Raw genomic sequence first — 20,514 nt, forward strand, 5'->3', positions numbered from 1 at the left:
GAGCGGCTCCGGTGCGCAATATGTCGACACACACCGCCAGTGCATCGCGCATGGTTGTGTCGAGTATATCGCTGTGAGTTCGCTTCCCATCAACCATGCGTTCGCCGCGCCTGTAGGCGGGCTGAAACGCCAGGCCCGAATGTCGTCCGATCCCAAGGTTCGAACAGTTGTGCCGTGTTAGGCGCTACACTGGCCCTCCAGCAGTCTTGCTCGATCCGCCATGAATAATGCCAACTACACTTCGGCGGCGCCCAGTCGGGGCACCGCTCCTCGCATAGTCGCAATCGGCGCGTCAGCCGGTGCGCTTCATGCGCTGAGCCTGTTTTTCAGAGCCGCCTCCGCGATCCCGAGCGACGTCGCCTTTGTGATCGTGGTCCACCTGGCTCCCGGCGCCGAGAGTCATCTACCGCAGCTGCTGGCCAAAGTCACGCCGTTACCTGTGTCCGTCATCGAGGATGGCGCAACGATCCGTGCGGGGCACGTCTACGTTATCCCGCCGAAAGTGTCTGTCGTTGTCACGCAAGACGCATTCAAATTGCATATCGCCGTCGAACGTCCATCGATTCCCATGCCGATCGATCAGTTTTTCACGTCGCTAGCCGCTGACCAGCGCGATCGTGCCATCGGAATTGTGCTCACTGGCGCGAACGCGGACGGTTCGGCGGGCCTGCGAGCAATCAAGGCCGGGGGCGGCATGGTGATGGCGCAGTCACCTGAAACGGCTGAACACAGTGCAATGCCCAGCCATGCAATCGCAACGGGGTTGGTGGACTACGTGCTGCCAGTCGAAAACCTGCCTGCCGCATTGTTCGATTACATCGCACGCTCCACGGCCGATACCTTGCCGACTTCCGCGGATTCCGCGCATGCGGTCGACCTTGAACCGGTGCTCAGGGCCCTTGCTGCTGCCGGATCGGATTTCAGGGGTTACAAGCGGGGCACGCTGGAGCGTCGAATCGCCCGCCGCATGACGGTCAATCGGATCGACAGTCTTGAGGCGTACTGCGACATCCTGAGAGCCAGGACCGAGGAGGCCCAGGCTTTGAGCCTCGACATGATGATCGGTGTCACGGAGTTCTTTCGCGATCCCGATGCATGGAACGCGCTGTCCGAACGGGTCTTGAGCAGCCTGCTCGACGAGCCGGAGGGCGAACAGCCTGTGCGTGTCTGGGTGCCGGGATGCGCGACGGGCGAAGAGGCCTATTCGATGGCCATGCTGTTGACGGAGGAGATCGAGAAGCGCCGCCTGACGCGACCGTTCATGATCCTCGCTTCTGACGTGAACCGCGTGGCGCTGGGACGCGCACGACAGGGCATCTATTCACCGAGCGTCGCATTGCCGGTCGGCGAAGCGCGGTTAGAACGATTTTTTCAGGCGCACGACGATGGATACCAGATCCGGCAAGAGCTTCGCGAAACGGTGCTGTTCACCCCGCAGAACCTGATTGCCGATCCGCCGTTTTCCCGCGTGGACCTGATCAGCTGCCGGAATCTGCTGATATACCTCGAGTCCGAAGCGCAGCAGCGGGTGTTTGAGTTATTCCATTTCGCGCTCAATCCGAAGCGTTATCTGTTTCTGGGACGCTCGGAAAGTACCGATCCCGATTCCACCCAGTTTCAGGAGGTGTCGAGAGCCTGGCGTATTTATCAGCGTAGTCCTGTCGTCGCGCCGGCGGTCTCTGGCTACCGGTTTTCCGCGAGAACGGCACGCCGCGAGGAATTCCCGCCCGCAAGCCGCGTTGGCGTTCGCAGCAAGGGTTACGCGGAGCTGGTCAACGCCACGCTGCTTGACGAGCACCATGCTGCATCGGTGCTAATCAATTCCGCCCATCAGGTGCTCTACGTGAGCGGCTCGACGGACGAATATCTGACCCAACCCGCTGGTGAGCCGACCGGCAACATTCTCGACATGGCGCGTGAAGGCCTGCGCCTTAAGCTGCGGATCGTATTGCGCCGGGCGACCCAGGATCAGGCAGCCTCGCCGGTTAGCGAAGTCGTATCGGACGGCGGCGCGCCGGCGGTAAAGATCACGGTGACGCGGCCGTTCGACACGGCCCATGCAGGCAAGGCATTGCTCGTCATATTCGCCCGATTGCCAACGGCCGACCGGCCCGCGTCGTCGCCGCCTTCCGGCGCGGATTCCGACCTCTGGCACCTGGAGAGCGAACTGCGGACGACGCAGGTGGAGCTCGGCAGCACGATCGAGGAGCTGGAAGAGAGTAATAGCGAATTACGGGTATCGAACGAAGAAATCCTTTCGATGAACGAGGAGCTGCGTTCGGCGAATGAAGAGCTCGAAACTTCGAAGGAAGAACTGCAGGCAGTCAATGAGCAACTGAACGTCGTCAATTCCCAACTTGAGCAGAAGATCCATCAGACGGAGGCTCTCAATGGGGACCTCACGAATCTGTTTGCCAGCATGGAAATCGCGACGTTGCTTCTCGACAGTCAGGGTCTGATTAAACGGTTTACCCCCAGCGCCGCGAGGATTTTAGGGCTGGCGCCGCCTGATATCGGCCGCCGGATCGTAGAGGTCCTGGCCAACCCGCTTGGCGGCACGTTGTCGGTCGAGGTCAACCGGGTACTTGAGGGCGTGGATCAACAGGTCGAGAAGGAGATCAAGACAGTGACCGCAGAATGGTATGTTCGCCGTGTGACGCCGTACCTCGCGATTCGCGAAGCTCCACCTGCTGGCGTCGTGGTGACCTGGACCGATATCACCCACGTCAAACTGTCCGACGAACGCGCCCGGCGGTTCGCCACGGTGGTTCAGGATTCGAACGACGCGGTGACGGTATTCGATCTCAAAGGCCGCTTTCTCGCCTGGAACAGGGCTGCGAGCGTGATGTATGGCTACAGCGAGGCCGAAGCGTTGCGGATGAGCGTCGCTGACCTACTGCCACGCGGGGCGAGTCAGGATCATCTCCGTTTTGTGGGCCAGACCGTCAGCAATGAGGCACTGCATTCCTACGAAACCCAGCGCGTTACGAAAGACGGGCGGCTGATCGATATATGGATAACTTTATCGGTCCTGGCGGATGATTCTGGGAATGCCACCGCTATCGCGACAACGGAGCGCGATCTCACCAATCGGAGTATCAGTAACACCCAGCTTCGCGATCGCGCCGAACGTCTTTTGCTAGCCGATCAGAGAAAGAACGAATTTCTGGCGATGCTCGGACATGAACTGCGCAATCCGCTCGCTGCCCTGTGTTCAGCGGCCGATGTACTCGCATCCGAAGCCGTCGCCGCGCCGAAGAAGGCCTGGGCGACCGGCGTCATACAGAGACAGGGCCGCGCGATGACGCAACTGGTCAACGACATGCTTGATCTGACGCGCATCTCCAATGGCAGTATTGAACTGCATCGCCGGGCAGTCGAGCTGAAAGCGGTCGTCCGCAGTGCGATCGAAGTGTGCCAGCCCATTATCGAAGAACGCCGTCACAATCTGTCGATCTCGCTACCCGACGAGCCTCTCGAGTTGTATGTCGACCCAGTGCGCCTGTCGCAAGTTCTCGAAAACATTATCATCAACGCGGCTCGATACACTGCTCCCGGCGGGGAAATCAGCCTGACAGCGCAGAGAATCGGGCACCGGCTGTCACTGCGTATCAAGGACAATGGAAGAGGGATACCCTCCTCGATGCTGGGTAGTCTGTTTGACATGTTCGTCAGGGGGCCGCTGTCCGAAGGGCAGAGCTACGGCGGCCTGGGCGTCGGCCTCTCTGTGGTTCGCCGGCTGGTCGAATTGCACGGCGGCTCGGTCAGCGCCACCAGTGATGGTAAAACCGGTAGCGTATTCGTGGTCGACCTGCCGCTGGAGGTGTCGCGTCCTGACCTGGACTCGGGCGGCGCCACGCGAGTACCAGGCGAGATGCCCACCAAACGAATCCTGATTATTGACGACAACACCGATGCGGGCGAAACGCTCGCCCTGCTTCTGACCAGCGAGGGGCATGTGGTGGAGACTCGCCTCGATGGCGTTCAGGGGCTTGGCGCGGCGGCGTTGTTCAGGCCGGACGCCGTGCTTCTGGACATCGGCTTACCTGGCATGAACGGGTATGAGGTAGCCGAAAAACTTCGGGCGTCCGAATCGACGCAAAATGCAATGCTGATCGCTATAACCGGCTACGGGCAGCCCGGCGACCAACGCCGCTCGGCCGAAGCGGGGTTTGACCATCATCTGACCAAGCCGGTCGATTTTGAGGCTTTGATGCACTTGCTTGCTGCTGGAGGGAAATCGGCGGGTGACCATTGAGGGCGTCAACCGCCCAGGGGGCAAACAGCCAGTGGCGTGCGATTCCATTGCCTAAAATCAGGATGCGCGCAGACACTTTTCGCAACACGATTGCAGTAGCGTTCGCGATCGAGCCTGCGCGTCTGAATCCCGACTCGTACTAATCGTAAGGGGAATCGTCATGGCGACTTATGTGGTTCTCGCACAATTTACTGATCAAGGTATACGCAACGTCAAAAACAGCCCGCAGCGGGCTGGTCAAGCGGCGGAGTTGGCCAGAACCTTTGGCTGTGAAATGAAAGAGATCTACTGGACGGTGGGCAAATATGACATTGTCACGCTCGTCGACGCACCGGATGAGCAAAGCTTCGCGGCATTCGGCTATGCGCTCGGATCCGCTGGCAATGTCCGCACGCAAACGCTCCGTGCGTTCACGAAGGACGAATGCAGCGCGATTCTCGGCAAACTCCCATAAAAACGGCCGCCATCGGGCTTGCTAACCGTTTCTTTTTTTCCACGACTCGTGGGTAAAACACCGCATTGGTGATCGCCGCGCGTTACCCTTCGGGTCCTCGATGCAGCTGATCCACTTGAGCGCCGCTTAAGGGTGCGGCGCATCTTTCGGGATCACCATCACGTCGAACGCCAGCAGGCCGCCGTCCTCTATTTGTGACGTCGGTTCGCGTCGCCTTAAGGAACGGCGTGAAGTTCGGATCGAAGGTGACGGTCCGTGCGCAGATGAAGCTGGAGCGTGAGAAGCTTCTGCTCGAAGATCTCCCGGTGATGATAGACGGTCCGCAAGGGATCTTCGGATGAACACGACAGGACTTGCAATAGCAGGGCTCGCGACACCCCCGCTTTTCGGGTTAGTCGCCGCGCGTATAACGATGTGGGCGCGGGCACGGAGTTTCGCCCGGCTCGGCGTTCGAGACACGCTGCCGGCTTACGCACGGTTTGTCCTGCCCGAAGTCGTTCGCACGCCACATGAATTGAAACTACTCGACGCATACAAGGCAATTGCGAACGACGAGTAGCGCTTACCTCGGCCACGCTACTCGTAGCGTGCTCCACCGTTACCGGGCACAGAACCGCTCGATCGAACGTGGTTCGAGAGGTATCAAGACGTGATCAAAATGGCGTGCAGCGACGGCGATCTGACGCCGGCCCAGGCGGCCAGGACTGCTGAAGCCGTGATGAGCTTCGAAAGCCCGATGATGACCGAATTGGTCGATTGGCTGGCCATCAGTACGGCTGACGGTATGGATCTCGGCTTAAGCTAAGCGTTAGTCACCCGTGTCCTCACAGCGAATTGGGAGGACGAGCGCCCGCGTCCAAACGATTACTCGCTCGTGGACTCGACGGGGATTTCGGTGCCTTGCCTGGGTCGGCGGACGGCTCTCACCTTCCCGCTGTCACCGCCTCCGCAGAAGAATTGATCGGCGCCGTCGGACTCGAGCCCCGACACGTATACGCCAGACGGCATCTCGAGGCTCTCCAGAACTTCTCCCGTTCGTGGATCGACTCGCCGCAACTCGCTCGCGTCATTTTCCCACGTGCCATGCCAGAGCTCTCCGTCGTTCCAGGTCACGCCGGTGACGAAGCGGTTGGACTCGATGGTGCGAAGAATCGCCCCTGTTTGAGGATCGACTTGATGAATTTTCCGATCCCGATACTGCCCCACCCAGAGCGTCCCCTCGGCCCATGCGAGCCCGGAGTTACCGCCGCCGGGCGCCGGGATCGTGGCGAGCACACGGCCGCTATCCGGATCGATCTTCTGGATGCGGTCCCCGTCGATCTGAAACAGGTGCTGGCCGTCGAAGGCCGTTCCCGCATGCGCGGCGACATCAATCGAGCGCAGCGTTTTCCCGCTCGCCGGATCGAAGGCGTTCAGCGTGTCTCCGGTCGCAATCCAGACGTGCTGACCGTCATACGTGACGCCATGCACGCTGTCCACCCCCGGAAAGGGGCCATATTCACGCGTGATTTTGGCAGTTGATCGATTCATGTTCCCATCCTAATCACTTGGTAGTGGAGCGGGGAGTAACAAAGTCGTCGTGAATCCCGGCACGGGCGGAGTCATCCAACGACGCGCCCGCCCGCGGCCAAACCACTGTACCTTGCCGGCTGCCGCAAGCGAGTCGAGCGCGCGCTGCATGGTGCGCTGGCTGGCGCCCAGCGCGATCGCCAGGGCCGAGCTCGACCACGATTCACCGTCGGCGAGAAAGGCGAGCACCGTCGCATGCGGCTCTTCGACCGGCCGCGCCAGCACGACGACCTCGCGTGCGCCGTGCGGCATCAGCGCGAAGCCTCGCTTTGTCGCGCTCACGCCGGCCAGTGTCCCAAGCACCGTGCGAAGCCGCCCGATTTCGACTCGCAAGCGCGCACGATGCGATTCATCGGCGTGCCTCGCCCGGAATGCACGCGCGACGAGCGTGTCCCTCGGCACGTCTTCCGGCCACGCTTCGCCCAGCGCGCGTGCGAGCGCGAACAACACAGGACGCCGCGCGAGCGAGACCACCGTGCATGCGTCACGCACGACATAACGGCAGGCGTCCACGACGAGCGCCTTCGACGCCAGTAACGCTTCGACCTCATCGAGCAGGAGCAGGCGCGCCTCGCCACGCGCAATCAGGCGCGCTGCGGGCGTGTTCAGGACAAGGGACGCGCTTTCGACCTCGGCCGTCAGCGAGGGGATGCCTGCGTGGCGCGCGGCGCGCTCCGCGCGGGCGAGCGCAGCGCGCGCCGTTTTAGTCTGCAGGCGTCGCATCGCGATCCCCGCGACGACCAGTTCGTGAGCAGCCATGGACGCGGACGGGAAGGGCGCGGGATCAAGCTCGGCGAGCGAACGCTCGGCCTCGTCGAGGTGCCCGATCAGAAGAAGACGCCGGATCTCGAGGTAACGCGCATGCGCGGCGTTCAGCCGGTCGCCGTGCGCTTCGAGCGTTGCCCGCGCTGCGTCGAGCGCCTTCACGGGCCAGCCCAGGTCGCGGGAAGCAAGCGCGATCTCGGCCTCGGCAACAACGCACCTGGCGCGCGCCACAGGTTCTTTCGGACCGAAGGCGCGCGCCGCACTTCGCACGAGTGCCTTTGCTCGAACGAGATCGCCAAGCTGCGCCATTGCGATGCCTCGCAGCGCGAGCGCTGGCGCATCGTCGCGTAAGGCGATCCGGTTCAGTGCGCCGAGGGGGTCCCCCGCGGCTAGCGCACGCGCCGCGGCCGTGACTAGCGAGTCCATGGTCGATTCGAATCCCGCCACACTTGTCACTCCCACCGTTCGGGTGCCCGTGACTAATCTAGCACGACCAGCAACCAGTACGTCGTATCGACAACTGAACGAACGGCGAAGCACTCCCAAGGAGGGAAGCATGATCACGACACACACAACCGGAACACGTGAAGAGTGGTTGGCAGCGCGGCTCGAGCTGCTTGCGGCGGAAAAGGCGCTGACGCGGCAGAGCGATGAGCTGGTCCGCCAGCGGCAGGCGCTGCCCTGGGTTCGAGTCGACAAGGCGTACCGGTTTGAGACCGACGCAGGAAGCGCCTCGCTGCCGGATCTTTTTAAAGGGCGCTCGCAACTCCTCGTCTACCACTTCATGTTCGGGCCCGACTACAAGGCGGGGTGCCCGTCGTGCTCGGCGATCGCGGACGGATTCGACGGCTTCGTCGTCCACCTGGCGAACCACGACGTCACGCTTTCGGCGATATCGCGGGCGCCGCTCGAGAAGTTGCGGACGTATCAGCGTCGGATGGGGTGGACGTTCCCTTGGGCCTCCTCGGCTGGCAGCGACTTCAACTTCGACTTCAACATCTCGTTTACCGAGGCGCAGCAGCGTGAAGGGAGCATCGAATACAACTACGAGCGCGGCGGCCACGCGATGGACGCGACACAGGTCCCGGAGCCCGTCGCCCAGTTCGCGGCCACCTGCGGAACCGACGCGGCGACCTACACGCGTGATAGACCGGGATTGAGCGCGTTCGTACTTGAGGATGGCGTCGTCTATCACACCTATTCCACCTATGCGCGTGGCGTGGACGGCATCTGGGGCATGTACCAGTGGCTGGACCGCGCGCCCAAGGGGCGTAACGAGACGGGCGTCTGGTGGAAGCGTCACGATGAGTACGACAAGCGCTGAGCCTCGTCATGGATCACGTTAGCGCAACCGGGGGACGCGACATGTCAGGAGGCCTGATTGACGAGCGCGCTTCGCAGCGCGTCTTCTTCGGCGTCTCGGCGCTACTCTTCGCCGCTAGTTCGGTGGTGACGATCGTCCGGTGCGCGTCCATGTCGACGATGGGCGAGATGCCGATGCCCGGCGGCTGGACGATGTCGATGGCGTGGATGCGGATGTGCGGACAGACCTGGCCTGGCGTCGCGGCGTCGTTCCTCGGCATGTGGATCGTGATGATGGCAGCGATGATGTTGCCATCCCTGGTGCCCATGCTGTGGCGCTACCGCCAGGCCGTCGGCAGGCCAGGCGAGACGCGCCTCGGCCGGTTGACGGCGCTGGTGGGCGCGAGCTACTTCTTCGTGTGGACGGCGTTCGGAATGGCTGCGTTTGTGCTGGGCGTCGCGCTGACGACGGTCGAGATGCAGTTGCCGGCACTGGCGGGCACCGTGCCGCTCGCCGTCGGTGTTGTCGTTCTGAGCGCCGGCATGCTTCAGTTCTCCGCGTGGAAGGCTCGTCACCTTGCCTGTTGCCGGGCGGCGCCGGGGCGAGGCGGTACGTTGCCGCCGGACGCCGGCACAGCATGGCGGTACGGCCTGCGCCTTGGCCTCCACTGCAGCTACTGCTGTGCCGGCCTGACGGCGATCCTCCTCGTTGCCGGGTTCATGGACTTGCGTGTGATGGGTGCCGTGACGGCGGCTATCACCGTCGAACGTCTTGCACCGTATGGCGAGCGAGTGGCGCGAGTCATTGGAGCGGGCATGGTTGGAGCGGGGGTATTGCTGATCGCCCGAGCAGTTGGGTTTGGGTAACGCATGCCGTATGCGCCGGCCTGCCGCCATCTCACCTTACGCATGGTGGCGAAGCGCATCGATGACGATGACCATCGCGCGTGAAGATTCGCGACGGCTCGCGTAGTAAGCGTGCAAGCCCGGAAAAGTGGGACACCACGCTTCAAGCACCCGGATGAGGCGACCCGCGTCGACGTGCGTCTGCACCAGCTCCGCGGGGACATACGCAAGACCGTACCCCGACAACGCCGCGTCCAGCATCTGATAGGTTCCGTTGAACGTGAGCTGACCTTTTACCCGCACCTGCACTTCACGATTGCCTTTTTTGAGCTCCCACGCGTAGAACCCGCCGAGCGTCGGCAAACGCAGATTAATGCAATTGTGCGTGGTCAGATCTTGTGGCATCTTCGGCAACGTCCGCTTCTCGAGATAGGCTGGCGAGCCAACGATTGCCATGCGCATATCCGGCCCAATGCGGACCGCGATCATGTCCTTTTCCACCTGATCGCCGCTGCGCACACCAATGTCGTAGCGATCCGCAACGATATCGGAGAGGCCGTAGTCCGTGATGATTTCAACCTTGATTTCCGGATACTTGCGAAGGACCTTGGACAATCTGGGCCACAGGATCGTCCTGGTCGCATAGTCGGTGGCGGTAATGCGAATGGTGCCCGCGGGTTTATCCCGAAGCTCTGTCACGGCTGCCAGTTCGGCTTCGATCTCCTCGAAGCGAGGCGCTACCGTCTGGAGAAGACGCTCGCCTGCTTCGGTTGGGGCGACGCTGCGCGTGGTGCGCGTCAGAAGCCGCGTGCCGAGCCGGGTTTCGAGCGCCCGAACCGTATGGCTCAACGCGGATTGCGACACGCCCAGCTGCGCGGCGGCGCGGGTGAAGCTGCGCTCGCGCGCAACGGCGATGAAGGCGAGCAGATCGTTAAAATTTTCGCGCGGCATTGATGAGCCCATCTCATAGGTGTTCGCCGATTTTAGCGTCTGGCCTTTCCCGAAGCACCCGTCGCGCCTTGTGTCCAGGTTAAGGAAGAACTGGGGGGTGATAGGCGAGCGTTGGCGCCAACAGCCAGAGGAGTGTCAGCACCAGCACAGTGCCGCTAATGAATTGCGCGAACGTGAATCCCACCAGGTCGCGCGCCTTGAGACCGAGAATGCCGAGCAAGGGCAGCATCCAGAAGGGGTTGATCAGATTCGGCAATGCCTCTGCTGCGTTGTAGATCTGCACCGCCCATCCGAGATGAACATGCAGCTTGTTCGCCGCCTGCATGACATAGGGTGCCTCGATAATCCACTTCCCTCCCCCTGACGGCACGAAAAAGCCCAGCACCGACGAATACACGCCCATCAGCAACGCATAGGTGTTGGTCGAGGCGAGGCTGACGAACAGCGTTGACAGATGATGGGTCAGCGACTCGCCCGCCGCCCCCTTGGCGGACGTCAGCATGCTGGCGATAGCACCGTAGAGCGGGAACTGGATCAGTACGCCCGACGTCACCGGCACCGCCTTCGACACCGCCAACAGAAAGCTCCTGGGGCGCCAGTGCAACAGCATGCCCAGCATCAGAAAGATCAGATTGTAGGTATTGAGCCCGGAGATTGCGATCAACCAGCTCTTGCTGGCGAACTCGTTCCAGACCCAGCCGGCGCCCAACGCGACCAGGACGAGCGTCAGGATCGGGCTGTACTCCAACCATTCACCGGGACGTTCGCGCGCGGGCAACGGATTCTCGACCACGCCCAGCTGCACGTCCAGTTCAGCGGCGGTCTTCGCCCGCGCGGGTGCCGGGGCGGTCCAGTAGGCGATTAGCGTCGAGCTCAGGACAAGCGCCCCGGCGATCACCAGGCTTTGCCACAGGAAAATGGTTTCGCTGAACGGGATCACGCCGGTGATCGGCAGCAGCGTCGCGGGAATGCTGGCCGGATTAGCCTGCAACTGCGCGGCCGACGAACTGAGGCCCATCGCCCACGTAGCGCCGATACCGAGATAGGCCGCCGCGCCTGCTGCCCGGTAGTCCATGCGCAGGTCCGCGCGGCGTGCCAGTTCCTTCGCGAGCAGGCCTGCGAAGACCAGGCTGATAGCCCAATGCAGCAGCGAGGTAAGCACACTGATAAACGCTACATACGCGACTGCGGAACGTCCGTCTCGCGGCACCTGCGCGGCCCGTTTTACCAGACGCGCAATCGGCGGCGAACTGGCGATCACGTGGCCTGTGATCGCCACCATCGCCATTTGCATCGTGAACGGAATCAGACTCCAGAAGCCGGCGCCGAACGACACCGAAATAGTGCGCGGCGACGCACCGATCGCCAGCGCGCCCAACGCAACGGCCAGAACCGTCAATGCCACGAATACGTAAGCATCCGGGTACCACTTTTCGCACCAGGCGGTGACGCGTAGCGCAAGGCGTTCCAGCGCCGGCGCGCTCTCAAGGACAGGGGTTTCGTGCAGATCTGCGTTCTGCGAGTTCATGGCCTCGCTCTCGACTGACATGGTTCTATCTCCGATCGATATCTGACTGCAATGCGTGCCGCCGATCATGCGGTGAGCACGCCTCCCAACACGGTGTTAACGGGCAATCGCCGGGAACGGATCGCGTGGCACCTGCGCGGCCATATCGAGCGCCTGTTCGAGCAGTTCGGCGGCGCCCAGCAATTCGAAGTCGCCGCGCGGCCGGCCCATCAGTTGCAGACCGACCGGTCGGCCATCGGACGTTAGTCCGATCGGCACCGAAATGGTCGGGCAGCCGGTGAGCGTCAGGACGAATGTCAGATACATCCAGTCGATATACGAGTCCAACGGTTCGCCGTCGATCTCCGTGGGAAATCGTTGCGCCACGGGATAGGGAGCCACGGCGACGGTCGGACAGGCGAGCACGTCGTATTCGCCGAAGAAAGCAATGACGCGCTTGAACAACTCACCGCGCAGGCGATCGGCGCGCGCAACCGTCGCGCCGTCCTGTTTCAGGCCCTTTTCGATGTTCCAGATGATTTCCGGGCAGATGCGTGCGCGCTCCGTCTCGAGCAGCGGACCGCGCACGGCGGCGACCAGGTTCGCTCGCAACGTCTGGAACGCCTCGAAGCCGCCTGCGAAATCCGGGTGGCCATTGTCGACCTGCGCGCCGACTGCGGCGAAGCGGCGCGTCGCATGTTCGCAGAGGCGGGCGACTTCGGCTTCGACCTTGCCGATGCCGAGATTGGAGGTATAGGCGACACGCTTCGGTGCGCGCGGGTGCCGTACGGCGTCGACGAACGGTACCGGAGGCTTTGGCAATGAAAGCGGGTCGCGCGGGTCGAAGTGCGCCTGCGCATCGAGCATCAAGGCGACGTCGGCGACGCAACGGCCCATCGGTCCCTCGACCCACAAAGGATCATAGGGAACCACCGATTCCGGGCGTGGCACGCGACCGACGCTCGGGCGCATACCCACCACGCCGCAGTAGCTGGCAGGAATCCGCAGGCTGCCGCCGAGGTCGTTTCCGGTGGCAAGCCAGACCATGCCTGCGGCCAATGCCGCAGCCGATCCGCCGGAGGAACCGCCCACCGTCAAATTGGTGTTCCAGGGGTTTCGCGTGGCACCGAACAAGGTATTGAAGGTATTCGCGCCGGCGAACTCGGGCACGTTGGATTTCGCGAGCGGGATCGCGCCGTGGCGCTCCAGATTGGCAACGGTGAGGTCGGAGCGCGCCGCCGTATTGTTGGCGAAGATGGGCGAACCGTAGGTGGTCGGCAAGCCGGCCATGTCGTTGTAGTCCTTCACCGCGATCGGCAACCCGCCCAGCCAGCCGGGAGTCGAAAGCGCTTCGTCGGTCGGCTGGGGAAAGTTCCGGGCAGCCGCACGCGCGGCCTCGAACCGGCGGATGGGCAGCGCGTTGACGATCGGGTCGGCCTGCTCGATGCGTGCGATGGCCGCATCCACCAATTCGAGCGGCGAGATTTCGCGCCGCTTCAGCAGGTCGACGGCGGCGGTCGCAGTCAGGTTGCACAAACCATGATTCGCGGCAGCAAGCGTGCCGTCGATGACAGTGTGGGTGGTCATACTTGTCTCCGTAATAGATTTCTTTGTCGTGGGGCGTCTCACTTGTTCGATTTGAACGCTTGCCCCAACCTGACCGATCAAGAATAATCGGCGCATCGGTGGACAGGAAATCACTTCTTCCGATGAAGCTTATAAGGCCGCCTTCTGAGGTGCATGACATGCGACCTCCCTCCCGAGACCTCGACCGGAAGCGGCAAGCGGGTTTCGCTTGTGAGACCTGAACGGCACTCCTTGATACGGTTCACACATGGATATCCGGCAACTGCGCACTTTCGTCACCGTCGCCCGCTTCGCGAGCATGACCAAGGCGGCGGAGGCACTGCACATTACCCAGCCCGCTGTCAGCGGCCAACTGAGGAGCCTTGAAGAAGAACTCGAGGTCCGTCTGCTGTCGCGTACGACGTCCTCAGTAACGCTCACGCAGAGCGGTCAGGAATTGTTGGGCAAGGCGGAAAAAGCGATCGAGGCATTCGGCGAGTTCGTCCACGCAGCGCGATCGTTTCGCGGCCAGATCGAAGGACGGCTGCGGATCGGCGTCGTCATGCTCGACCCTGGTGCGTTACGCATTGGGCCGTTGCTGCGTGAAATGGTGACGCAGCATCCCGGGCTGAAAATCGACCTGCAGGTCGGCCGCACCAGTTGGCTCCATGATGCACTACGGAGTGCGGAAATCGACGGTGCGATACTCGTTTGCAAATCCTGCCCGCCCGGTACCCAGATGATGGTGCTGGACGAGATGACATTCCGGCTTGTCGTCCCTGCCTCATGGGGAAACCGTTTTGACGGCACGTCGCTCAAGCAGCTCGAGACGTTGCCCTGGATTCGCATGGCGCAGCGCAGCGGCCATCAGGAGATGATGGACGAGATCCTGCAAGCGGCGGCAATCAAGCCAATCGAGACCGTCGAGGCCGACCATGAGTTGCTGATGCGCACGCTTGTTGCGGCCGGCGTTGGGGTGGGGCTGATTCGCGAGGAAATGGCGTTACAGGCACGGGCTGCGGGTGAGTTGGTTTTTTTTGGTGATCACAAGGCAACGACCCAGCTCGCTTTTGCTTATCCGGAGGGGAGAGGCGGTGATCCGGCGATCCGGGCAACGTTAAGTACACTTGAGAAAATCTGGCGGCTTGGTTCCAGGTAAGCTTGCCCTTCAACCCCGTTTGATCTGCTGCGCTGACCGCATGAAACCTGGGGAAGCTCGGCAACGCATCACGTGCCTCCGGTTCCGTGCAAACGGATTTCACCGCGCGGGCCAGCGCGAGACACTCGGCATCGCATCCGGTGGCGAATGGATGCGGGCGGTCCGGTCCTTCTTAGATCATCCGATCAACGCTGTGCGGTGGCCAGGGTGCAGTGACATTCATCTGGAAATGCTGCGTGGGGCTTCAGTAGTCGGCCACGTGTTTTTCCGCGTGATACGAGGAGCGCACCAGCGATCCTGACGCGACGTGCCGGAATCCAATGCGACAAGACTCACGAGTTTCGACCGCCGTGAGGGCGTTTGGTTATGTCAGTAGATTTAAAAATTGCGCCGGTATATTTGTATTAATAATATAAAATAAACAAGCCCTATTTTTAGCGTATTTATTTGATCATATAAATCAAAGACTTGTTTTTTGGGCGGGATTGGCGGGAGAGTTTCCCCGTTTTACCGACTCTGGCAAGTTTTCGAGTGCATCTTTCGGAAAAAATCTCCCGTTTACGACTTATTACCTCTAAGCTCGGCACGTTACGGGAGTGAAACGTTTTATAATTCTTCTGCCGAAAGAAGGTGTAAGTAATGCCGGTAACGCTTTGAAATGTCAATGGTCAAGTAAAAATTACATGTTCGGGGGGTGAGCGGCACTCCCAGTTCTTTTTGCGAAACGGGTTGGTACCGTCATCGGGCCCTAGCGAATGAAGAGGATCCGACTGAGTTGTCAGGTATCCTCAATTTTCGTCATTACACACAGAGCGGAAGTCTGTGTGTCACATATGCGGGTCGACTGACGCTAGATGGAAAGTCATCTGAACTTGCCACGCAATGAGTGCGTACCGTCGCGCTACATGCTGCGCTGGATGATTGGCATCGCAGATCCAAGAGTGTAGTCACTGATAGAACTTCGTCGAGTGACCGTTGCGCATTATGTAGTAAGGAATGCGTAATAATAGGTTGATCGTTACCAGATCGAAATGTTGATCGTGCTGTCGTCTGGCAGCGGTCAGCGCACGCTCGAATGCCTAACGGTATCTGCTTGCAGATAACGGTGCTCGACATCGCCAGCTTCATCAGCAATGAACGCAATCATCGCGTTCGCCGGTTTTCCTCTCTCTCTGTACTCAATAACGCCAAGGCTGGACGGCTTCGATCGATCTTGCTGAATCCTCGGGGATAACCTGTTTTTAGCGATACATACGAACAATGACGAGAAATTTGAAACTACTCGGGGTTGCGGCAGCAACAGTGTTGGCATCATTCGGTGCGGAAAACTCGCAGGCTCAGGCAAGCACCATCACCGTCGCAGGCCTGCAATACAAGTTGTGCGGACAAGAGGGTGGCAACTGCAATTTCCTCGGAACAGGGTCGGTGGTGTTCGGTGCGGTTCCCCCCAACGCGCCGTCGGCCATGTTGTCAACGCCGCGTACGTTTAGCAACGGTGTCGGTTGTTATGTCGGCGCGGTTTCGCAGACAGATCCCGCATACGGCTACGGCAAGTCATGCTGGGTGAGGGCGGTTGCCGCCAGCCCGACGCCGGCACCGACGCCAACACCAGCGCCAACGCCAACGCCAACGCCAACGCCAACGCCAACGCCAGCACCGGCACCGGCACCGGCACCAGCACCAGCACCAGCACCAGCACCAGCGCCAGCACCAGCACCAGCACCAACCCCAACTCCCGGCAGTTCGACCCTCTCGTGCGGCACACCGACGCACGCAGCTGGCGGAACGTCCAACGGATTAATCAGCGCCGACACCCCCACCACCGACGGCTTGCGCATTTTCCAGAACAAGGCGTCGTTCAAGCTCGCGATTACGACGAACGCACGGAGCGCGGATACGGTCATCTGGTCTGTAGCGGACTCGAATGGCGCGATCAAGACGCAGGGAAGTTTTGCGGTTAGCGCAGGTGTGCAAACCAACACGATTCCGTGCACTTCAACGTGGTCGGGCTATGGCGCGCTAACCGCGACGCTGCGCTCGGGCGGTGGCACCCTGCCGACGAGTGGTACGCGTCCGCAGGGCATCGCGACTTTTGGCGTGTTGCCGAACCTGACTTCGGTTCTGGGCACCGTAACGTATGCCCATCAGGATCAGCACCGCTTCGGCATGCAGGGCTTCAACGGCAACATCGCGGCGCTGCATGATCTGGGAATCTCGTGGACCATCGACGACCGTGAGGTATCGGCTATGGAACCCAACGGTCCGAACACGTACACGCCGAGCGTGAATGACCTCGATCCGTTCTATAAGGCGAATCCCGATCAGATGCGCATCGTGCGTCTCGATGGACTGCCTGCCTGGGATTCGAAGACGGGCCAGTTCAACGACAGCTACTATGCGCCGTCGAACATGCCGGAATTCCAGAGCTTCATGGCCAAGGTCGGTACCGATACAAGCCTGATCCGCGCTGCAAACTACCCGAAGCAGCAAAGCAACTACTATCAGGTGACATGGGAGCCGAGCCTCGGCTGGTCGGATAGCGACGCGAATTTCGTCGCCATGTACAAGGCCGCTTACCAGGGCATTCACTCGACCGATCCGAATGCAGTCGTGATGGGAACCGGCAACCCGTTCGCCGCGAATTGCGACACCTGCACAACCGGCTATCTGCAGAAGTTTGGTGCGCTGGGCCTGTGGAATTACATCGATGCTGTCTCGACGCATGGCTACTGGAATGCAGGCACCTATCCGTCCCATCCGCCGGAACTGCAGGACTCGGATCCGGATACGGCAAATCAGGCTAACGCGCTCGACAACCAGATGGCGCAGTTGCGTTCGATGATGCAGGCGGGCAAGCCGAACATGAAGCTCTTCTTCACCGAAGCAGGCGTGAGCTACGATCCGGGTATTAACTACGGCGCAACGGGGCCGTCGCAGAACCAGTTGTTCGCTCATGCGGCGGTCGGCGTACGGGCACACATCATTGTGCTCGGCGGCGGCGCGCAGATGACGACGCTTTTCTACGGTCCCGACTATCCGGGCGAAGTGGGATATGGCACGTTCTTCGATCTGAATGACGCACAAGGCGCGTACGGCGCAACGAACCTCTCGCCGAAACCCGAAGCAATGGTCTTCGCCACGATGACACGTGTTTTGGACGGAACCAATACATTGGGCCGGGTCAAGGGTGCGCCGTCCGGAACCTTTGCTTATGCGTTCCAGCAACTCGGCAACGGCAAGGTGGTGACCGCCGCGTGGGCGCACAGTAACGCACAGTGGCCTGCGAGCAATGGTCTTTATAGCCAGACATACTCGACTAGCTATTCGCTTCAGGTCGACGGCGCGGGTACGTCGGGCAATGTGACGAAGATCGATGGATACGGCAATACCAGCACGCTTGCCTATACCAACGGCAAAGTGACGCTGACCCTCACCGAGGTGCCGCAGTACATCGTGTCCAACAACGCGACGGTTGCCAAGTCCAATGCGACTGTTCCTGTCGGGTACACCGGCCAATAAGCGGTAAGGACTATCGACGCGTCGCCGGTGAGCGTGGCGGCGCGTCGATAACCCGGCAGTACGCGCGTTCCGTACACCTCCTGATTGTCTCAAGCGGGTTTTGACGACGCAGCCTACCGCACTGACGCGCTCAGTCGAAATCGAACACGTCGAAGATCGAGCGCTTCTTTTTGTGTCCCCGATATCCCGTTCGCTGATCGTCGTACGTGCGATTGCTTTCGTACGCGTGGTCTCGATCCCGGTGGCCATCCCGGCTCGTGCGTGTGTTAGTGAACGCGTCGAGGCTCCCGGCGTCCTGTGCAATCAGCTTGTCGAGTTCACCGCGGTCGAGCCATACGCCTCGGCAGTCCGGGCAGTAGTCGATTTCGATCGAGCGTCGCTCGGTCATCAGCAGATCAGTGGTCTTGCAAACGGGGCATTTCATTTCGTCGCTCCTCAGTGGTACAAAAACATCGAACGCTCAACCTCGTGAGCCGCCCGATCCGGGGAAAAGCTATCTGGCTTTATTTCGTTCAAGCTCTTCGAACTATTTTTTTAATGCCCGGCTGTAACGCCGGCGATCAGCCAACCGCGCGCTTCGATTTCGCCCGGCGCACGAGCATGTTCAGGGCCTCGACAAACGCGGAGAACGCCATGGCCGCGTAGATGTAAGCCTTCGGTACGTGCGAGCCGAAGCCTTCTGCGATCAGCGTCATGCCGATCACAAGCAGGAAGCTGAGTGCGAGCATGACGATGGTCGGATTACGATCAATGAAGCTCGAGAGCGGGCGAGCGGCGAACAGCATCACCAGGACCGCGGCGATCACGGCGACAAACATGATCGGCATGTGCTCGGTCATCCCGACCGCAGTGATAATGCTGTCGACTGAAAACACGATATCCAATACCAGAATCTGGCCAATCGCGGCCCATGCGGTCAACTGGACTGCCGTGCTCGCCTTGTTGCGTTCTTCTTCCGCGTGGACCACGTGGTGGTGAATCTCACTAGTCGCCTTCCAGACGAGGAAAAGGCCCCCGCCAAGCAGGATCAGGTCGCGCCATGAAAACCCGTGGCCAAAGAGCGTCATAGCGGGCGCGGTCAACTGCGCGATCCACGCGACCGTGCCGAGCAAGCCGAGCCGCAACACGAGCGCGAGCATGATGCCCATGCGCTGCGTGCGCGCGCGTTGTGCTTCCGGCAGCTTGTTGCTGAGGATCGAGATGAAGATCAGGTTATCGATGCCGAGCACGATCTCCATCACGACTAGCGTGAGGAGCGCAGCCCAGGCGGCGGGATCGGCAACGAGTACGAGTAGCGAGTCCATGGAGTCCATAAGCGAATGAAAGGCGGGTAACGTTGGCGTTCCGTCATCATCGCCGTCTCCATGGTTCGGATAAATCAGTGATAATCGGAACAACATATCGTTTATTTCGAAGTGTCGCCGCCATGCTCAATTACCGCCATCTCTACTATTTCTGGATCGTTGTGAAGGAGGGTGGCTTCGCGCGCGCCGCCGAGCGTCTCGACATGGCAGTCCAGACGATCAGCGCGCAGGTACGCGAGCTGGAAAAATCGATCGGGCGCCAGTTGCTGAAACCGGCAGGGCGCGGCGTCACCATGACCGAAGCCGGCGAGACGGCATTCAATCGCGCGGAGCAGATTTTTCAGATCGGTGAGGCGCTGCTGGACGAGATGCGCGAGGCGGGGGGCGAACGTGCTGCGCGGCTCGCCGTCGGGCTCTCCGACGGCATCTCAAAGCTCGCGGCGCACGCGCTGCTTGCGCCGGTGCTCGATACGCCCTCGCTCAGACTCCTGTGTCACGAGGGCGAACATGCGCAACTGTTGTCCGAGCTCGCGCTACACCGGCTCGATCTGGTATTGGCGTGCCAGCCCGCACCGCACAACGCGGATTTGCGTGTCGTGAGCCAGCGCCTCGTCGGCTCGCCGGTCGACTGGTATGGCCCCGCGGAGATCGTGCGCAAGGCCGCCCGTGCCGGCTTTCCGCAGTGCCTGGCCGAGCTGCCCGTTCTTCTGCCCACCGGGCACGGCGCGTTGCGCGCGCGGCTCGACCGGTGGTTCGAGGCCGAAGAGATCCGGCCGCGGATTGTCGGAGAATTTGAAGACAGCGCACTGATGGCGGTGTTCGCTGCGCGTGGTCTCGGCGTGTTTCCGCTCGCGGAGCTGGGCGCAGAGGATGTGTCGCTGCTGCGCGGACTGCGCTGGCTCGGTCGCGCGGAAGGCGTGGTCGAAGAAATCCACGCGATTCGCTCGCGGCGCGGGCAACATCATGCGCTGGCCTCCCAGGTGGTCGCCAGCGCACGTTCCTGACCGCGCTTCGACGTCGTCACGGTTGCCTGAGCGCGCTGCTGTTGTACGGCGCAGCGCCCGGTCGTACCATTTAGCGCCCTTTTTCGGTTGCTTTAACTGATCTGAACGTTACCGCACAGACTTGCGGATCAGCCGTGAGATTCTGGTACGTTAATTTGCGCCCACCAGCGCGCTCTGGACCCCTCTCCCGGCGCAGGTTTTTGCGCACCTGCGGATGAACGATTCGGCCCGGCGAGGCAGTTACGCATGAAGTCACGGGTATTGATTGCCACCGTACGGACATCCGAAGCCAGGCATGCGAAGGTAAAGT

Annotated in this window: 16 protein-coding genes; 8 read left to right on the top strand and 8 right to left on the bottom strand. The window is 61.2% G+C overall.

What is annotated here, in order from left to right:
- Positions 1-220 precede the first annotated feature (220 nt).
- The 3 genes from ACAX43_RS02155 to ACAX43_RS02165 all read left to right on the top strand — a co-directional run bounded on the left by ACAX43_RS02155 (position 221) and on the right by ACAX43_RS02165 (position 5,517).
- Positions 221-4,258 carry a CheR family methyltransferase gene (locus ACAX43_RS02155; RefSeq protein ID WP_370706767.1) on the top strand — a complete coding sequence of 1,346 codons (4,038 nt, stop codon included), beginning with the start codon at positions 221-223 and terminating at the stop codon, positions 4,256-4,258.
- 160 nt (positions 4,259-4,418) lie between these two features.
- Positions 4,419-4,712, top strand: a complete 294-nt coding sequence (locus tag ACAX43_RS02160; RefSeq protein ID WP_370706768.1) for a GYD domain-containing protein — start codon at positions 4,419-4,421, stop codon at positions 4,710-4,712.
- A gap of 649 nt (positions 4,713-5,361) precedes the next feature.
- Positions 5,362-5,517 carry a hypothetical protein gene (locus tag ACAX43_RS02165; RefSeq protein ID WP_370706769.1) on the top strand — a complete coding sequence of 52 codons (156 nt, stop codon included), beginning with the start codon at positions 5,362-5,364 and terminating at the stop codon, positions 5,515-5,517.
- A gap of 59 nt (positions 5,518-5,576) precedes the next feature.
- On the opposite strand, the gene ACAX43_RS02170 is transcribed toward ACAX43_RS02165, so the two are convergent.
- Both ACAX43_RS02170 and ACAX43_RS02175 read right to left on the bottom strand, forming a co-directional pair.
- Positions 5,577-6,242, bottom strand: coding sequence for a glutaminyl-peptide cyclotransferase (locus tag ACAX43_RS02170; protein WP_370706770.1), 666 nt, complete (start codon positions 6,240-6,242; stop codon positions 5,577-5,579).
- 9 nt (positions 6,243-6,251) lie between these two features.
- Complete coding sequence (locus tag ACAX43_RS02175; protein ID WP_370706771.1) at positions 6,252-7,472, bottom strand: helix-turn-helix domain-containing protein; 1,221 nt, start codon at positions 7,470-7,472, stop codon at positions 6,252-6,254.
- Between the two features lie 130 nt (positions 7,473-7,602).
- Between ACAX43_RS02175 and ACAX43_RS02180 the strand changes: the two genes are divergently transcribed.
- Entirely contained in the window at positions 7,603-8,370 is a 768-nt protein-coding gene (locus ACAX43_RS02180) for a DUF899 domain-containing protein (protein ID WP_370706772.1), read from the top strand.
- An 8-nt stretch (positions 8,371-8,378) separates the two neighbouring features.
- Positions 8,379-9,215, top strand: a complete 837-nt coding sequence (locus ACAX43_RS02185; protein ID WP_370706773.1) for a DUF2182 domain-containing protein — start codon at positions 8,379-8,381, stop codon at positions 9,213-9,215.
- 36 nt (positions 9,216-9,251) lie between these two features.
- Here ACAX43_RS02185 and ACAX43_RS02190 read toward each other — a convergent pair whose 3' ends face one another.
- From ACAX43_RS02190 to ACAX43_RS02200, 3 genes are all read right to left on the bottom strand, one after another.
- Positions 9,252-10,145: a LysR family transcriptional regulator gene (locus ACAX43_RS02190; RefSeq protein WP_370706774.1), complete on the bottom strand. Its 894-nt coding sequence runs from the start codon at positions 10,143-10,145 to the stop codon at positions 9,252-9,254.
- A gap of 79 nt (positions 10,146-10,224) precedes the next feature.
- Complete coding sequence (locus ACAX43_RS02195) at positions 10,225-11,673, bottom strand: short-chain fatty acid transporter (RefSeq protein ID WP_370707081.1); 1,449 nt, start codon at positions 11,671-11,673, stop codon at positions 10,225-10,227.
- Between the two features lie 96 nt (positions 11,674-11,769).
- Complete coding sequence (locus tag ACAX43_RS02200; protein ID WP_370706775.1) at positions 11,770-13,239, bottom strand: amidase; 1,470 nt, start codon at positions 13,237-13,239, stop codon at positions 11,770-11,772.
- Positions 13,240-13,486: 247 nt separating this feature from the next.
- Between ACAX43_RS02200 and ACAX43_RS02205 the strand changes: the two genes are divergently transcribed.
- Positions 13,487-14,377 carry a LysR family transcriptional regulator gene (locus ACAX43_RS02205; protein WP_370706776.1) on the top strand — a complete coding sequence of 297 codons (891 nt, stop codon included), beginning with the start codon at positions 13,487-13,489 and terminating at the stop codon, positions 14,375-14,377.
- A gap of 1,486 nt (positions 14,378-15,863) precedes the next feature.
- Here ACAX43_RS02205 and ACAX43_RS02210 read toward each other — a convergent pair.
- Complete coding sequence (locus ACAX43_RS02210) at positions 15,864-16,103, bottom strand: hypothetical protein (RefSeq protein WP_370706777.1); 240 nt, start codon at positions 16,101-16,103, stop codon at positions 15,864-15,866.
- 104 nt (positions 16,104-16,207) lie between these two features.
- On the opposite strand from ACAX43_RS02210, the gene ACAX43_RS02215 reads away from it, so the two are divergent.
- The gene (locus tag ACAX43_RS02215; protein WP_370706778.1) at positions 16,208-17,896 is read left to right on the top strand and encodes a hypothetical protein; all 1,689 of its coding nucleotides are present in this window, start codon (positions 16,208-16,210) and stop codon (positions 17,894-17,896) included.
- 130 nt (positions 17,897-18,026) lie between these two features.
- Here the strand turns inward: ACAX43_RS02215 and ACAX43_RS02220 are convergent, their stop codons facing one another.
- On the bottom strand, positions 18,027-18,320 hold the full coding sequence (locus ACAX43_RS02220; protein ID WP_370706779.1) for a zf-TFIIB domain-containing protein: 294 nt from the start codon (positions 18,318-18,320) through the stop codon (positions 18,027-18,029).
- A gap of 136 nt (positions 18,321-18,456) precedes the next feature.
- Positions 18,457-19,200 (bottom strand): TerC family protein, encoded by a 744-nt coding sequence (locus tag ACAX43_RS02225; protein ID WP_370706780.1) that lies wholly within the window; start codon positions 19,198-19,200, stop codon positions 18,457-18,459.
- 122 nt (positions 19,201-19,322) lie between these two features.
- Here ACAX43_RS02225 and ACAX43_RS02230 point away from each other — a divergent pair, with 122 nt between their 5' ends.
- Complete coding sequence (locus ACAX43_RS02230; protein WP_370706781.1) at positions 19,323-20,204, top strand: LysR family transcriptional regulator; 882 nt, start codon at positions 19,323-19,325, stop codon at positions 20,202-20,204.
- The last annotated feature ends 310 nt before the right edge of the window (positions 20,205-20,514 follow it).

Origin of the sequence: Paraburkholderia sp. IW21 (assembly GCF_041321145.1) — a bacterium.
In the GTDB taxonomy this organism is placed as follows: domain Bacteria; phylum Pseudomonadota; class Gammaproteobacteria; order Burkholderiales; family Burkholderiaceae; genus Paraburkholderia.

Bases quoted from the DNA above. Each gene is read 5' to 3' on its own strand.
- ACAX43_RS02155 (WP_370706767.1), top strand. From the start codon at position 221: ATGAATAATGCCAACTACACTTCGGCGGCGCCCAGTCGGGGCACCGCT.
- ACAX43_RS02160 (WP_370706768.1), top strand. From the start codon at position 4,419: ATGGCGACTTATGTGGTTCTCGCACAATTTACTGATCAAGGTATACGC.
- ACAX43_RS02170 (WP_370706770.1), bottom strand. From the start codon at position 6,242: ATGAATCGATCAACTGCCAAAATCACGCGTGAATATGGCCCCTTTCCG.
- ACAX43_RS02175 (WP_370706771.1), bottom strand. From the start codon at position 7,472: ATGGACTCGCTAGTCACGGCCGCGGCGCGTGCGCTAGCCGCGGGGGAC.
- ACAX43_RS02180 (WP_370706772.1), top strand. From the start codon at position 7,603: ATGATCACGACACACACAACCGGAACACGTGAAGAGTGGTTGGCAGCG.
- ACAX43_RS02185 (WP_370706773.1), top strand. From the start codon at position 8,379: ATGGATCACGTTAGCGCAACCGGGGGACGCGACATGTCAGGAGGCCTG.
- ACAX43_RS02190 (WP_370706774.1), bottom strand. From the start codon at position 10,145: ATGCCGCGCGAAAATTTTAACGATCTGCTCGCCTTCATCGCCGTTGCG.
- ACAX43_RS02195 (WP_370707081.1), bottom strand. From the start codon at position 11,673: ATGAACTCGCAGAACGCAGATCTGCACGAAACCCCTGTCCTTGAGAGC.
- ACAX43_RS02200 (WP_370706775.1), bottom strand. From the start codon at position 13,239: ATGACCACCCACACTGTCATCGACGGCACGCTTGCTGCCGCGAATCAT.
- ACAX43_RS02205 (WP_370706776.1), top strand. From the start codon at position 13,487: ATGGATATCCGGCAACTGCGCACTTTCGTCACCGTCGCCCGCTTCGCG.
- ACAX43_RS02220 (WP_370706779.1), bottom strand. From the start codon at position 18,320: ATGAAATGCCCCGTTTGCAAGACCACTGATCTGCTGATGACCGAGCGA.
- ACAX43_RS02225 (WP_370706780.1), bottom strand. From the start codon at position 19,200: ATGGACTCGCTACTCGTACTCGTTGCCGATCCCGCCGCCTGGGCTGCG.
- ACAX43_RS02230 (WP_370706781.1), top strand. From the start codon at position 19,323: ATGCTCAATTACCGCCATCTCTACTATTTCTGGATCGTTGTGAAGGAG.